13 protein-coding genes are annotated in these 14,176 nt (G+C 50.8%); 10 read left to right on the plus strand and 3 right to left on the minus strand.

Annotated features, from left to right (window positions below; all coding sequences use genetic code 11):
- Nucleotides 1-10 precede the first annotated feature (10 nt).
- Nucleotides 11-436 (minus strand): DUF1841 family protein, encoded by a 426-nt coding sequence (locus BCF11_RS21945; RefSeq protein ID WP_098497640.1) that lies wholly within the window; start codon nucleotides 434-436, stop codon nucleotides 11-13.
- Nucleotides 437-519: 83 nt separating this feature from the next.
- On the minus strand, nucleotides 520-1,077 hold the full coding sequence (locus BCF11_RS28070) for a tyrosine-type recombinase/integrase (RefSeq protein ID WP_158229255.1): 558 nt from the start codon (nucleotides 1,075-1,077) through the stop codon (nucleotides 520-522).
- Nucleotides 1,078-1,146: 69 nt separating this feature from the next.
- On the opposite strand from BCF11_RS28070, the gene BCF11_RS21955 reads away from it, so the two are divergent.
- The 4 genes from BCF11_RS21955 to BCF11_RS21965 all read left to right on the plus strand — a co-directional run bounded on the left by BCF11_RS21955 (nucleotide 1,147) and on the right by BCF11_RS21965 (nucleotide 5,986).
- Nucleotides 1,147-2,451, plus strand: a complete 1,305-nt coding sequence (locus BCF11_RS21955) for a hypothetical protein (protein ID WP_158229256.1) — start codon at nucleotides 1,147-1,149, stop codon at nucleotides 2,449-2,451.
- Nucleotides 2,452-2,469: 18 nt separating this feature from the next.
- Nucleotides 2,470-2,688: a hypothetical protein gene (locus tag BCF11_RS27740; RefSeq protein ID WP_143751408.1), complete on the plus strand. Its 219-nt coding sequence runs from the start codon at nucleotides 2,470-2,472 to the stop codon at nucleotides 2,686-2,688.
- A 220-nt stretch (nucleotides 2,689-2,908) separates the two neighbouring features.
- Nucleotides 2,909-5,170: a M9 family metallopeptidase gene (locus tag BCF11_RS21960; protein WP_098496626.1), complete on the plus strand. Its 2,262-nt coding sequence runs from the start codon at nucleotides 2,909-2,911 to the stop codon at nucleotides 5,168-5,170.
- A gap of 453 nt (nucleotides 5,171-5,623) precedes the next feature.
- Entirely contained in the window at nucleotides 5,624-5,986 is a 363-nt protein-coding gene (locus tag BCF11_RS21965; protein ID WP_098496627.1) for a hypothetical protein, read from the plus strand.
- Nucleotides 5,987-6,133: 147 nt separating this feature from the next.
- On the opposite strand, the gene BCF11_RS21970 is transcribed toward BCF11_RS21965, so the two are convergent.
- On the minus strand, nucleotides 6,134-6,451 hold the full coding sequence (locus BCF11_RS21970) for a hypothetical protein (RefSeq protein WP_098496628.1): 318 nt from the start codon (nucleotides 6,449-6,451) through the stop codon (nucleotides 6,134-6,136).
- Between the two features lie 450 nt (nucleotides 6,452-6,901).
- On the opposite strand from BCF11_RS21970, the gene BCF11_RS21975 reads away from it, so the two are divergent.
- The 6 genes from BCF11_RS21975 to BCF11_RS22000 all read left to right on the plus strand — a co-directional run bounded on the left by BCF11_RS21975 (nucleotide 6,902) and on the right by BCF11_RS22000 (nucleotide 14,093).
- Nucleotides 6,902-9,715 (plus strand): type VI secretion system Vgr family protein, encoded by a 2,814-nt coding sequence (locus BCF11_RS21975; RefSeq protein ID WP_233212589.1) that lies wholly within the window; start codon nucleotides 6,902-6,904, stop codon nucleotides 9,713-9,715.
- Nucleotides 9,712-10,278, plus strand: coding sequence for a hypothetical protein (locus tag BCF11_RS21980; RefSeq protein WP_098496629.1), 567 nt, complete (start codon nucleotides 9,712-9,714; stop codon nucleotides 10,276-10,278). The genes BCF11_RS21975 and BCF11_RS21980 overlap by 4 nt, the downstream gene beginning before the upstream one ends.
- A gap of 9 nt (nucleotides 10,279-10,287) precedes the next feature.
- Nucleotides 10,288-12,027 carry a LysM peptidoglycan-binding domain-containing protein gene (locus BCF11_RS21985; RefSeq protein ID WP_098496630.1) on the plus strand — a complete coding sequence of 580 codons (1,740 nt, stop codon included), beginning with the start codon at nucleotides 10,288-10,290 and terminating at the stop codon, nucleotides 12,025-12,027.
- 11 nt (nucleotides 12,028-12,038) lie between these two features.
- Complete coding sequence (locus BCF11_RS21990) at nucleotides 12,039-12,689, plus strand: M949_RS01915 family surface polysaccharide biosynthesis protein (protein ID WP_098497641.1); 651 nt, start codon at nucleotides 12,039-12,041, stop codon at nucleotides 12,687-12,689.
- A gap of 35 nt (nucleotides 12,690-12,724) precedes the next feature.
- The gene (locus tag BCF11_RS21995; protein ID WP_098496631.1) at nucleotides 12,725-13,003 is read left to right on the plus strand and encodes a PAAR domain-containing protein; all 279 of its coding nucleotides are present in this window, start codon (nucleotides 12,725-12,727) and stop codon (nucleotides 13,001-13,003) included.
- Between the two features lie 391 nt (nucleotides 13,004-13,394).
- The gene (locus BCF11_RS22000) at nucleotides 13,395-14,093 is read left to right on the plus strand and encodes a group II intron maturase-specific domain-containing protein (protein WP_233212590.1); all 699 of its coding nucleotides are present in this window, start codon (nucleotides 13,395-13,397) and stop codon (nucleotides 14,091-14,093) included.
- Nucleotides 14,094-14,176: the final 83 nt, after the last annotated feature.

Consider the following 14,176-nt stretch of genomic DNA (forward strand, 5'->3'; position numbering starts at 1 on the left):
GGGCGTTTTTTTACAGGCGCTTTTTCACGCACTCGATATAGGCGGCGCCGTCCGGCGGCAAGCCGCTGCGCTGCGAGTTCCAGATCATCTCGCCCAGGCATTCCATGATGTGGTGATGCGCCTCGTGCTCCGATTGCAGCCGTTGTGTCAGGGCTGTCGCTGCGGCCTTGATCCCCGGCGGCTGGTCGATCGAGATCTGCTCGGCGATCGACAGATGCATGGACAGGTGCAGGAAGGGGTTGGTCTGGCCGTTCTCCACCGAGTAGTCGGCGTCGAGCGCGGCGTCGACGTCTTTCAGGTCGCCGGTGTATTCGGGATGCTGCGCCAGCCAGTCGCTGGCGATGGCTTCCAGCGGCGTCAGGATTTCGCCGGCGCGATGCTTGCGGTAGGTCTCGCAGAAAAAACGGCGGACATCGTCTTGGGATGGATTGAACATGAGGTAAGTCTTAGAGCCTTTGTTTATGCGGTTTTGCGAAGATTGTCCAAAATTCGTCCAAAATTCTTCCAAAATGAATATCGCTATTTTACAGAGACTTCCTGATAAGCGGTCCCGCGTAGGTCGTCATAGATGGCCGTTGTTTTAGCTTCTTTGTGCCCCATTATTGCTTGCGCGAAGTCGGCACCGTATTGTTCTTTATATAATCTCTCTGCTAAAGAGCGAATCTCGTGGAACGTTACCGGGGTTTTTCCTTCGCCTGGCAATACATTGGCGAATCCCCGCGCCGCTCTGAACGCATCTGAAATTCCTTGGGGAGAAGTCGGGTCACCTGGCTTATTTATGCCTCTGTGTCGAACATGATGAACCATGTATTTGCTCAGGATGTTGTCTCGGCATTGCTTTATGACATCATCAATCGACATCCCGAAAGCGGTCAAATGTACATTCGTGTCAATTTTTAGCTTCGTGCGACCGCCCCCTTTTCTTTGTGCCACATATAGAAAACCGTCCCTCGCGTCGGAAAACAGCATATTGGCAATATCGTCGCGGCGCTGCCCTGTTACTAGAGCGAGATCCATTGCATTTTTTAGCCACGGTACGGCTTTTTCCCTTATGAGCAGGAAATTTTCCAGCGTCATACGATCCCGAGTTGGATTATATTCAGGAGAATAGGTAACAGAGACTGGATTCTTGCCTGCCTCTATGCGGTGTATGACGGCAAGCTGGAGATCGGTTCGAACACCTACATTGGCGCGCCGAACCTGCAGCAGGTCGCCGACGGCGTATGGATGGAGATGCAGGACTCGAAGATTGCCATGGCGAACGGCCCCCATTCCTGGCTGTGCGACTATTTCGTTATCACGAAGACCCGCGTGTATGTGACCGGCTTCGAGGAGCAGTGGTTTGTTGGCCGTGTCGCGCTCGCCAAGGGGCAGTCCGTCGGCATCGCGGGTAAGCACCGCTGGGCGCAGCTGATCATTGTCGATGAGGCCGCCGGTGTGAGTGACGACCATTTCGACGTGATCGATGGCACGCAGACGCAGCCTTGCAACCGCACGCTGATTGCCTCGCAGGGCGTCCGTAGCAGTGGCCGACACCACGCCTCGCATCACAAGCTATCGGCGCGCAATGGCGGCTCTTGGCATGCGTTGAGGTTCAACTCCGAGCGCTCGCCCTTCGCGACCACCAAATGGCTCAAGGAGCGTGAGAGGGAAAGCGGTGGCCGGGACTCGGTCGAGTATCAGATCCGCGTATTGGGCCTGTTCCCTGAGCAGTCTGAGCGCTTCTTGCTAGGCCGCAGCCAGGTAGAGAGGCTGGTTGGTGTCGAGCGCACGATCAGCGCCGGCGAGCCCTATGGAAACCTGTTCATCATCGACGTGGCTGCCGGCGTATTCCGCGATAAGACCGTCGGCACCTACGCGAGGGTGATCGGCAACGGGGACCGCATCGATGCTGATCCGCGGCGCGTGGACATCATGGACGTGCCCATTTTCTCGAACGCCCTAGATTGGCAGCACATCGCCGGCGAGGTATTCCACTACACGCAGCGCCTGTCCAACTGCACCATGCTGGTCGACGTCGGCGGGCAAGGCATCCAGTTCGCCAAGATGCTGGAAAACCTAGGTTGCCCCAGCGTCGTCAAGATCAACTGGGGCAACCCATGCTTCAAAAAGAAAAATAAGGATCGCTTCTTCAACCTCCGGGCACAGTGCTCAGTGCTGGCTGCTGAGGCTGTGAAGGACACCCGAATCACGTTCTCCAATCAGCACGTCCAAGATCTGCTCGACCAAGCGTCCAAGATTCCCTATTTCTTCGATGAGAAGGCCAGGTATCACATCGAGCCGAAAGACAAGATGAAGGAAGAGGGCATTCCATCCCCCGATCTATGGGATACCGTCTGCATGGCTTTCTTAGAGAGTGCTCATTACATTGGATCGGCAGACTATGACTCTGCTCAGTCATACTTGGATGCGGCGCGCAGAGCTGCGGAGGACGCGTTTGCAGGGGCTTAAGTTGCATGGAGTACCAATGTGATTCCGTCTCGTTCTCTTGGTCATGTCCTTGCTCCTGCAACCGACTTTTCGGTCGAGCTTGTGAAGCAAAGTGAACACTTAGAGCCTAATGTTCAGAATTTCTGGAGCCATTTCTTCCGCATCACGCTGTCAATTCTGACAGCTATTTGCGTTTGTTTTCTTGCGGTAAATTCCGATGCGGGCAGCTTTATTTATACAGCGCACTTTGATGCGTGATGGCATCGCTCATCCATGCGGTTGTGTCGGTCGTAAAAAATCATCCGATCCGGTTTCGATTTAAGCCACCTTAGACAATGAATCTCGTTGCGCATGGCTTCGAGAATTGCAAACTGGACATAGCCTCAATTTCACAAGCTTCGTTGTACCTAGAAGTGAGGTGATCTCATGGCATTTCGCTGTGAGGCGCCCTAATGCAATTCACGGAGGAAAAAAACTGATGCTTACTTCAAAAATAAATTTTTTGTTTGCAGGTCTGATGTTAGTCTGCATATCGCAGTCCGGCTACGCCGGGACCGTGCCAGACAATCTCGGTGCAGAGCCGGCGTTACCCAAACAGGCACCGATGCCGCGTGCCAGGCAAACTCTGCCGCCTTCACCTGAACAATCTAAATACAATCTGCCGCCGACCAAGAAACCACGTGTCGACTTGATGGATCCCAAGAGTCGCCAAGCCAAAGAAAATCGCGCGAAAGCGATGACAACCACCCCGGACTGCAAGGATATGAACAAACTGGCGAGTTACGACGGCAGCGCGCTGGCCGACTACATCGTCAATTTGCCCGACTACGAATGCCACTATGGTTTGTTTTCGCTCAATGCCGAACAAGCTGCCAAAGTTTATTCTGCAGGTAATTTCAACGCGGTCGCAAAGCGTTTCGTCCAGGAAGGCAACAATTACAACGCCGGCAATATGGCTTTGGTCAATCTGTTGATTTATCTACGCGCCGGATATTATTTAGCCAGTAATAATGTCATTCCGGGCCCTTCCGCTTCATTGACGGACATTCTACGCCCTGCAATCAAACAACTGGTCGATGGCGACATGCTATTCAAGGCAAATGCTGTGGGTCCAAGTACAGCTGGCGAAACGTTTAATTTGATCACTAATATGCACGACGAAGCCTACTACCTGGGGAGTATGAAAGCCCTGGTGCAGCGCTATACCAATACCGACAGCAACCCTAATGCCGTCAATGCATTGCGCCAACCTAGCGCCGCTGGTGGCTTTACTGGCGTGTTGACCGTGCTGTTCTCCGCGCATGGGAGAAGCGAAGGGAAATTGTTGCTGCAAAATGACACTTCATATCCAGCAGCACTGAATAATTTTGTCGTTAGCAATAAGGCCGCACTTCTGGGAACCGAAACTGCGTATCAACTCACTGACACAGCAAACGAGGCATTTCGTTTCATGCAATATCCGACACAGAAAGCTGGTGTCAAAATCATGATCAAAAATCAGTTGGCAACAACCACCATGACGGGCGCAGATAGTGATCTCTGGTTGGCTGCAGCGACAGCGGTGAAATATAACGACAATGCTAATTGTGCGGAATACGGTACTTGTGATTTCGAAACTCGACTTGCCGATGCCGTATTGCAAAATAAGTATACTTGTAGCCCCACCATACGGATCCGTGCTCAGCAGATGACACCGGCGCAAATGCAATCGTCGTGCAATCTGCTACAGACGGAAGAGTCCTATTTCCATGACATGCTGCAAACCAATCGTACACCTGTGGCTAACGACTATAATACTTCGCTGGAAGTGGTGGTATTTGATGATTACACCAACTACAACAGGTATGCCGGAGTAATTTTCGGTATCAGTACCAATAACGGCGGGATGTATTTGGAAGGCAGCCCCGCCGTGCCTGGCAACCAGGCGCGTTTCATTGCCCACGAAGCATCTTGGTTGCGTCCGGTATTTCAGGTATGGAACCTGGAACACGAATATGTCCATTATCTGGATGGGCGCTTCGACATGTACGGAGATTTCAGCGCAGCTACAGTGAAGCCGACCGTTTGGTGGATTGAAGGCCTTGCCGAGTATTTATCCAAGAAAAATGACAACCAGGAATCGATCGATGTCGCCCGTACCGGCACTTACCGCCTGAGCCAAATATTCGATAATACGTATTCGATGGCGGATTATGTGCCGCGAGCATATCGCTGGGGCTACATGGCAACTCGTTTTATGGTTGAACGCCATCGTAATGATGTCGATACCGTGGTAGCCAAATTCCGCGTCGGCGATTACGACGGCTATCAAAATACGATGGCTTACATAGGCGCCCGCTACGACGACGAGTTTGTCAGCTGGGTCAAGACTGCGAGCACTGCCGGTGAACCGCCGTTACCCGATGGTCCGGTACTACCAAGCTGTACATCATCCAGTTATCTGGGCAAGAATTGCTCGATCAAGGGCTTATCGTCTTCTGATCACATATACGCTTATATCCAGCTACCGAGCGGGGCAAAAAACCTAAATTTGCGCACCACCGGCGGTAGCGGTGATGTCGATATGTACATTGCCCTTGATCGTTACCCAACCACCAGCTCTTACGATGCCGCCTCCACCAATGCGGGTAACAGGGAAAACATTGCTCTGGCAACCCCTGCTGCAGGGCACTGGTACTACATTTTGCTCACCGCTAAGCAAGCATTTGACGGCGTGTCACTGAGCGCTACCTACGATTAAGCTATCGGTGTCGCCATCAGCGTGTTGGCACGGTACCCACTTGAATTACAGGGCCGTGCCAATACTGTGTGATGGGATACGGACGCGTGACACGTCATATCCGGAGAAAAAGCACCATCGAGCTCGATCAATCCGTTTCGTCAATATGCGTCCGCTCGTAAATCCCTCCGTCGGTACATTGGAGCCGATGACCCTATTGCCAGCAATCATTGTCACAGCCATTTTTGCCGGCACAGATCAAAATGCTCTGCCTGCGCGGGGCGCGCCAGACCGCAGAGGATATGCGCGCGTCATGAAATTGGTAGCGCATACTCTGAAAAAGACACTTGTTCGACATGGAATCTTTGTTTTTGAAAACAAACGTTAAATGCTGCAATTGCCGATGGACAAGTTGCACATGGGTATCTAGGATGATTTTCATCGTCTACTACAATGTTGCCTGCATTAGGACCTATGAAAACCTACACCAACGATCCATTTATGAAGGACAGTCTCAACAAGATTTTGGGATTGGCTACACTGACGCTGTACGGTGTCAATGTTCAGCCCGCTGTTGACGGTGTCATCGATAGTGTTTTTCACCACTTGCATAAGAACAAGCCACGCGATCCCGATGGTTTTCTGCTGGCATTCAAAAACGGTTTGACGACGCTGGCCGACCGTGCGGACGACAGTATGACGTCCTACAGAAAGACGCTGCATGATGCGGCGTTGCTTATACGAATGACGCGCATTCCTCCTCATATGAAGTCTGTCGACTCAGCACAAATCGCTAGTCTGTTCCAGAAATTTCAATTGAAGATGGAGCGTCCTTAGCCTCAGTTTCGAGGTCGCATCTATAAAGAGGAATGCCGCCACGATTTTTTTGGCGGCGAAGGTGGTGGCGCAGGCTTGCGATCGATTGCACCAACGAGCTTCTTCAAGCCGTGATCTCCGTTAGCCGGCAATTTTTCGCGATGACCGTCAAACATCCTTTGACTTGGGATGACTGTCGCCCATGCGGAATTTGGCCCGATGATCTCCCATCAAGGCGCGCAATTCTCTGATTGGGAGATCAGTTATTTCGTTCATTTGGACCAGAAGCGACGCGCCAACCGGCAAACGGTGATGCCGGATTTTGCTGATGACTGGCGGTGCGACATCGAGCACGCGCGCTAGCGCCGCATCATTTTTTAAAAGCAATTTCTCAATTAAGGAATCAAGGAGGTGATTTGGATCATAGGTCGCCTGCTCATTGAGCTTGTTGTGGCTTGGAGCGGCCGATGGAAGGGTGGTACTCATGTCAAATTAACTCCTAAAATTACTTTCAAGAAACGCCATTTTTAACATAGAGACAATAATCAATATAGCAAAATTGTTTTCAATTTCATATGTCTATATCGTTTCAATTTTACTAAATCGGCGCATTTAATTTCTCAAAAAAACATTGTAATATACCCAAGTATTTTTAAATGGAGCAAGGTGCACGCGTGATCTGGGTACATGAAATTCGCGAGGCATTGAATTGCGATAAATGAATAGCAAGGGAATCCTATTGTTCCTTTCTATGCTGTTTCAAAACTTCCACAAAAGTGTGAATTCTTGCAAAATTATCTACGCACTGAGTATTTCACGCTGGCAACTAAAGATGCGGGCCGTTATAATTTAATAGAATATTTATTAAGTAGAATGATCGGTCTGTTTTGCTGAAAAATTGCGTATTAATGACGGTTCAATTTCGAGGACTCCCGTATGAGTAGCGTGCTTCAATCCCTGTCCGCCTTGGTCCGCGGCAGGCAGAACAACCGTATTCTTCGGCTGTCTTTCCCTCACGACGACGGTCCGCACGCCCAGCTCTTGGTGAACAAGCTCAACGCCGTGGAAAGCCTGTCGCGCGATTTTGAATACACCGTTGAATTACTCTCAGACGATGCTGAACTGGCCCTGAAGGATTTGCAAGGCAAGCTGTTCTGCGTGGAATTAGTGAGAGCGGACGGCAGCCTGCGCTACTTCTCCGGATATTGCTTCGAATTTCGCCTCTCGCGCACCGACGGCAATATCACCTTTTACCAGGCCAAATTAGGCCCCTGGACCCAGTACCTGCGTCTGCGCAAGGACAACTACATCTTCCACGGCAAGACCCTGCGCGAACAGATCGACAGCATCTGCGCCGATTACGGCACATTGCCCGACTGGGATTTCCGCGTCAGCGGCGAAGATCCAATCATGACGGACGCCATCCAGTTCGACGAAAGCGACCATAACTACGTCCACAGGCGGTTAGAAGCCGCCGGCTTGCTGTACTACTACGAACACACGGACAAGGGCCACAAGCTGGTCATCACCGATGACTCGACCCAGGCAGCTCCCATCGACGGCGGTGCAGAGATCCGCTTCCAGCGCCATGGCGGCGCGTTTGAGGAAGACGGCATTGGCGAGTTCTCCCCGGTGCGCCAGATCGTCCCCGGTTCGGTGTCGCTGTCCGGCTTCAACTTCAAGAGCCCGGTGCCGATCAATGCCGGCGTGCCGACCCTGAACAAGCAGGGCAGTGTACTCGATGTCGAATCCTATGAATATGCCGGCGCTTACGGCGTCAAGGGCAGCCAGGATGCAGACGAGCTATCGCGCCTGCGCATGGAAGAGATCGAAGCCGCAGGTAAACACTTTGAAGCAGCGGGCAATAACCGCTATGTGCTGCCTGGTCGCTGGTACCGCCTGACCGGCCATTTCTCTTCCAGCCCGTTTGCCAGCCATGAAGAAGCAGGGAAAAATGAATTCCTGATCATCTCGGTGCACCACATCGCCAGCAATAACTATCTGCAGCAGGCAGATCAAAAGGCCGAGTACCGCAACGAATTGACTTGCCTGCGCAAGACCATCCCCTGGCGTCCCGGCCGCAATTTCAATAGCGTCAACACCAAGATCCTGTCGCCGCAAACTGTCACGGTGGTCGGTCCTTCCGGCCAGGGTAGCGTCCATACTGATGAATTCGGCCGCATCCGTGTCCAGTTCCACTGGGACCGCATCGGCAACAACGATGAACGCAGCTCCGCCTGGGTGCGCGTGGCCAGTGCATGGGCCGGCGGCGAGCTGGGCGCCAAATCTATCCCGCGCGTCGGATCGGAATGCCTGGTCCAATGGCTCGATGGCAATCCCGACCGCCCTATTGTCACCGGCAGCGTCTACAACCAGCGCAACATGCCGCCCTGGAAGCTGGCGACCCAGCAGTCGTTGATGGGCTTCAGAAGCCGTGAGCTGACACCCAACGGCGGCAACCAGCCAGGAGGGAGAAGCAACCACCTGGTGCTGGACGACACCAACGGCAAGATCCAGGCACAGCTGAAAAGCGATCACCAGCATAGCCAGCTGAGTCTGGGTAGCATTAGCCGGATTGAAGACAATGCGGGGCGCAAGGATGCGCGTGGCGAGGGCTGGGAACTGCGCAGCGACGGCCATGGCGTGGCGCGTGCGGCTAAGGGGATGCTGATCACCACTGAGGCACGCAATAATGCGGCTTCGCATATCAAGGATATGGGTGAGACGGTCAGCCGCTTGACTGCAGCGCGCGACCAGCACGAGTCGCTGGCGGATGCTGCACAGCAGGCTGGAGCCCAGGAGAAGCAGGGGCAGCAGGCTGATGTCGCACAGACCTTGAAAGCGCAGAACGATGCGATCAAGGGGCAGGGCGCAAGTGAAGAGGGTAGTTTCCCGGAACTGTCACAACCGCATCTTGTTCTGGCCAGTCCTGCCGGTATCGAGACCACCAGCGGCAGCACCCATATCGCCAGTGACCAGAACACGGCCATCACGACCGGCAAGAGCTTGTCTATCGCCAGCGGTGACAGCCTGTTCGCGAGTATTGGCAAAACCTTTCGTCTGATGGTGCAGAAAGCCGGCATGAAGATGGTGGCTGCTGCCGGCGACATTGATGTGAAGGCTTTGACTGACAGTATTAACCTGCTGGCCAAACTCAATATCACGCACACGGCAAACCGCATCACGATCACCGCCAAGGAAGAAGTGCTGATCAATGGCGGCGGTAGTTACGTCAAATTCAATGCGGGAGGCATTGAACACGGTACTAACGGCGGTTATATAGCACACGCCGCCACCCACAGTCTCCCGGGGCCAAGGAGCTTTGATGAACATCAAACTGATGCGCTCATCGCTCAGCCCGGTCCGCACAGTCAACGATTTGCTTTTTCTGGTGCTGACGAAATTGCTGGAATCCTCGGATTGAGCGGCCTGCCTTTTAAGATTGTAGATGAGACTGGCGGGGCCGTTGCAAAGGGGGCAATCAATGAAGATGGGCGTTTCCCGAGGCAGGATTTTGAAGAAGGGAAAAAGTTGACCTTGCATATTGGAGAAGATAAGTGGACGTTATTTGATCCCCCATCGGCAAAAGCGGATCCATCCTCCGACCAAACAATCACTGACATAGACGATGCTGGGCTACACCATGAAGATGATCCGTATCTTGAAGCATTGGCAGATGACGACGAAAGCCTACATCTCTCGGCGGACATAATTGGCTACTATATTAAAAATCCTGAGGGGGAAGAATGATTCGTCGCAAGCAGCAATTTTTATTGAAGATATGTCTCTTAGTCATACTGCACTTCGGTGCAAATTTCTCCCAGAGTGCGTTCGCAAAAGACGTCTTCCCGATGAGTCAAGGTCTGCATGAATGGCAAATCTCATCAGGTAAAGTTATCTTGGTCGTCAGCACCTATCAAGATTCGACGACATATAAGCGCAGTTATAATTTTTATTTCCAAGCAAAAAACAGTTCGGATTGGAATCAAGTTCCGATCGTACGTGCACAAAATGACCTGCAGTTCACTTGGTCAAGCGCGGGCGGCGGAGACGTCACTTTAGCTGACGGTATTGTCTCCGCGCAGACAAACGGTGTTTATTTTGTGCTGGCCGATAAGCGAGTAGATAACGGCTCGCATGAAAAAGGTGAATCTGTCGTCACTTGGTTCAAATTTTCGGAATCGGACAATGATCATCCAGACGATCCTCCATACTTTCTGAAGCCCGTGTTTACAAGACACTATTCCAAGACACCCAATTTGAGCGTCGAAAATATATTAAATAAAGAGTTCGCTCTGAAGCCTGTGAAATAAAGGTTTGATATGAGTCAAGAATTTGTCAGCGCTGAATATACTTATGAGCATAAAACAGTCGACTATGCGGCTGCCGATGGCAGCCATTTGCTGCGTACAGGCGGCACAATTGCCTGGCGTTTTAACAACCCGGGAAATTTGCGACCAGCAAAGCCCGGTGTGACGATTTATGGTGCCATCGGTGTTGGAAAAACTAAAAATAACGGTGAATTTTTAATTTTCTCCAGTTACGAGAAGGGGCGGGCAGAGAAGAAAGCTTTGCTTCGACGTAAATACAATGAACGCACTATTTACACCATGCTTGCTGGGGTGCCCGACAAGAACGGGAACGTGGTTCAAGGATATGCTCCCGAGAGTGATAACAACGATCCCCAAGCCTATGCGGATAGCATAAGCACAGCAACAGGCTTTGCAACGACAACAAAAATCAGTGATCTTACCGATGCTCAGCTTGACAGCGTTCTTGACGCCATGGAAAAAAAGGAAGGCTTCAACAATGAGAAATCGACCAGACAAGAAAAAGTAGTAAATACTACTACTGTAACTATCTCAGATGGTGCAAAGCCAAAGGCAAATCTCCCAGTAAAAATCGATATTGGCGACGCAAGCCATCAAACGAAGACTAATAGCAAAGGACAATTGCCCCTTATCACACACTTAGATATTGGGAAAACGGTCAATATTTTTGTTGCTAGCGTCGAAGGGGAATGGAAGAAAATCCACGATTTCGTAATGGGAGATAATTCGAATTCATTCGTATTGTTCAACAATCTTCGGACATTCGTAGCGCCGACGGATCTAAAGAAAGTTAAAAATGATGAGCCGTCTAAGCGGCAACCTTTACACTATGTAATTCAACCAGGCGACACACTTGGTAAAATTGCTAAAATTTATAAAACTACTGTTGACGAGATAAAGAAAGATAATCCGCAAATCAAGGACGAGAGAAAGATTTTTCCATCGCAAGTCATCTCTATTTATGGAAGCCTTTCCGCCTCGACAAACTCAGTTGCAAAGCAGGCTCCACCAAAACTTGAGCAAATTCCTAAAAAGAAGGTTGAGCCCGTTGCGGGACCAGCACATTCTGCCCCCGCTCCGGCACCAAAGATTGAAGAAAAAAAGCCGCCTAAACCACCTGCCGAAAAAGTAGAGCTCGCACGTAGCAAGGATGGTAAGGGGGAGCCTATCGCGTTGTTGCAGCCTGATCAGCAACGTGCGCCATGGATGGTGGTTGCCATCGCAGAAGCAAAGCGATGGAAAGGAGCAACTGAGGATGTAATTGAAAAGACATCGAACTATCATGAGTTGGTGGGGGCGCATGAATCTTCGATGGTTGGAACAAAAAATGCATGGTGTTCATCTTTTGTGAACTACTGTTTGTCGACCGCCGCGCCTAGTTATGCAAAATGGAGTTTGCCACAGCGAGCAAATGATATCTCCAAAAGTTGGAATTTCGTCGAGATTAAAACACCGGTGTTTGGGGCAATCGCACTTATTAGTACACATCACGTCACCTTGGTATATGCCAAATCAGGGAGTAATTTTATTTGTTTGGGCGGCAATCAACACGATCAAATAAATTTCTCGCCATTTGCCAAGGGAGTTCGTTTTTTTGTTCCAGTTGCATATCTGGAATTTGCAAAAAAAGACATAGAAAAAGCCAATACTTTGGCTGAACATTCTGCAGAAGAATTAAACAAAGAATTTGAGATCAAGGTAAAAAGCAAAAAAGGAAATGCAACAAGATAGATGAGATGACGATGAAAAAAAATATTCCGAAAATTGTAATGTTCGTAGCTTTTCTTGTCCCTCTGGTTTGCGGCGATGTCTTTGCCTCAGAAATAGTGACATCGAAAATTAATAAAGCATTTCTCTCTGAAGCACAGATCAAACTAAACGGAGATTTAATTTCTGCGATTGGCGTGCAAGATAACGTTGGGCAGCACGTATTGGTTCTGACAAGAAAAGAGGGGCCATCTAAAACAGAACCTGACCTTTCAAGAAATGAGCGCATTGATTTGCGGGCTGCTTATTATATAAAGGAAAATGCAAATTGGATTGAAGAGTGGGTCATTACGGATTTTGTTGACTGCCCTGGCTTAGATTCTAGCGGCTCTTTTTTCGCAAGCAATGTGATGGTTAGTAATTTGAACAAAGACGGAATCGCCGAAATTACTGTTCCGTACGAAACGTTTTGTGGGGGAGGGATGGATCCCAGCACCGTTAAAGTCATAATGCGAAAAGGCAAAGAGAAATTCGCGATCAGAGGCGAGTCCCAAATCATCCTTCAAGGTCAGGCACCCTACGGTGGGGAGAAGACCTACGATAAATCCTTAATGCTGCCAAAGAATGCAATATATAAAAAATTCCTTGATTCGGTGTGGAGCAAAGTTGTCATCGATCGCCGTTAAATTCTGACCCAATTTTTTTGTGATATAAAACCAAGATGTCTCTGAGAATTATAACTGTGGGTGACAGCACTGATCACGGTGGCAAAGTCATCAGTGGTTTGCCGACGCATGACATCAAGGGTAAGCCAGTTGCACGCCTTGGCGATGAGGTGAGGTGTCCGGAGCATTACCCAGATGGCCGGCCGCACGGCATCAATAAAATCGTCACCGCCCATCCCACCTATACTGTTGGCGGTGTTCCGGTCGCGGTGCAAGACTGTTTGACCGAGTGTGGTTGTAAGCTAATGGGCAACACGAATGCGACTGTAGGTTAGTTCCTTCTCTATAGCGGAATAACCTTCAAAGATTTTTCAATGATTCAAAAAAAAACGCCGCCTAGTACATCACTTCGCGATCCCAAAGCCAGTCAACGCTTGACGATTGAAGCAATGCAGCAGGTTGCCGCCACTCGTGGCGGCCAATGCTTGTCCAGCGCTTATGTCAATGTCACGACTCCCTTGCTGTGGCAATGCGCCAACCGCCATCGTTGGCATGAAACGCCTGCTTACGTCAAAAGCGGATCCTGGTGCAAGGCCTGTGTGGCCGCTGTCTGGTTGAAGAAAGTGCAGGAGATGGCAAAGGAGCGCGGCGGTCGCTGCCTGTCCGACATTTACGTGAATAGCCGGACGCCCATGCTATGGCAATGCGCCAACAAGCACCAGTGGCATGCTTCACAGAATCGAACATCGCTTGGCCAATGGTGTCGGCTTTGTGTTGCGAACAATGAACTGGATGCTATGCGACGGATTGCCGGCGAACATGGTGGGCTTTGCCTCTCCGATGCTGAACATGGAGAAGACCCATGTTACACACGTCAACGATGGTTTCGTCTTTCTCGGCCATCGCATCATACGTAAGCGAGGACCACGCGGCCGCATGCGGCCTGTCAGCACAATACCGTGGGAGAAGTACCGACGCTTTGCCGAGAAACTGGTCAAGCAACTGTCGGGCGATTACGGTGCAAATCGGATGGATGTCGTGGAAAGCCTGAATCGGCAACTTGCGGGATGGGCGAACTTCTATCAGTACACCGACTTTACGGCCACCATATTTAGCAAGATGGATCGCACTGTCTTCTGGAAATTTGGGCATTGGCTTGCGCGTAAATATCGGCGGGGTTTCCCGTCATTGATGCGTGAGCATATCTGTGAACCAGAACCGGGGCAAGCAAAAACATGGGTAGTAGAAGGCCGAAATAGTCGTGGCTGGTATGGGGCGATAGCGCTTCGGCGTCTCATCACAAGCCGCAAGGGGCAATTCAAATGGCGGACCCCATCGGAAAATCCGTACATCGTGTGCGGCGAGGCACGGCGAACCATTGAGTCGCGCTACGCCGATGTTGCTTTTGCTATGAGCAGCACTTAAATGGAGAGCCGGATGCATTGAAAGGTGCAAGTCCGGTTCGGAGAGGAGAGGCAGGAAAATAGTTCGACTACGCCCTGTCTCTT

The organism is Collimonas sp. PA-H2 (genome assembly GCF_002564105.1).
In the GTDB taxonomy this organism is placed as follows: Bacteria; Pseudomonadota; Gammaproteobacteria; order Burkholderiales; family Burkholderiaceae_D; genus Collimonas.

Excerpts from the sequence above, each read along its gene's own strand:
- BCF11_RS22000 (WP_233212590.1), top strand. The coding sequence starts at position 13,395 with ATGCTTCACAGAATCGAACATCGCTTGGCCAATGGTGTCGGCTTTGTG.
- BCF11_RS21970 (WP_098496628.1), bottom strand. The coding sequence starts at position 6,451 with ATGAGTACCACCCTTCCATCGGCCGCTCCAAGCCACAACAAGCTCAAT.
- BCF11_RS21960 (WP_098496626.1), top strand. The coding sequence starts at position 2,909 with ATGCTTACTTCAAAAATAAATTTTTTGTTTGCAGGTCTGATGTTAGTC.
- BCF11_RS21975 (WP_233212589.1), top strand. The coding sequence starts at position 6,902 with ATGAGTAGCGTGCTTCAATCCCTGTCCGCCTTGGTCCGCGGCAGGCAG.
- BCF11_RS21985 (WP_098496630.1), top strand. The coding sequence starts at position 10,288 with ATGAGTCAAGAATTTGTCAGCGCTGAATATACTTATGAGCATAAAACA.
- BCF11_RS28070 (WP_158229255.1), bottom strand. The coding sequence starts at position 1,077 with ATGACGCTGGAAAATTTCCTGCTCATAAGGGAAAAAGCCGTACCGTGG.
- BCF11_RS21965 (WP_098496627.1), top strand. The coding sequence starts at position 5,624 with ATGAAAACCTACACCAACGATCCATTTATGAAGGACAGTCTCAACAAG.
- BCF11_RS21980 (WP_098496629.1), top strand. The coding sequence starts at position 9,712 with ATGATTCGTCGCAAGCAGCAATTTTTATTGAAGATATGTCTCTTAGTC.
- BCF11_RS21990 (WP_098497641.1), top strand. The coding sequence starts at position 12,039 with ATGAAAAAAAATATTCCGAAAATTGTAATGTTCGTAGCTTTTCTTGTC.
- BCF11_RS21995 (WP_098496631.1), top strand. The coding sequence starts at position 12,725 with ATGTCTCTGAGAATTATAACTGTGGGTGACAGCACTGATCACGGTGGC.
- BCF11_RS21945 (WP_098497640.1), bottom strand. The coding sequence starts at position 436 with ATGTTCAATCCATCCCAAGACGATGTCCGCCGTTTTTTCTGCGAGACC.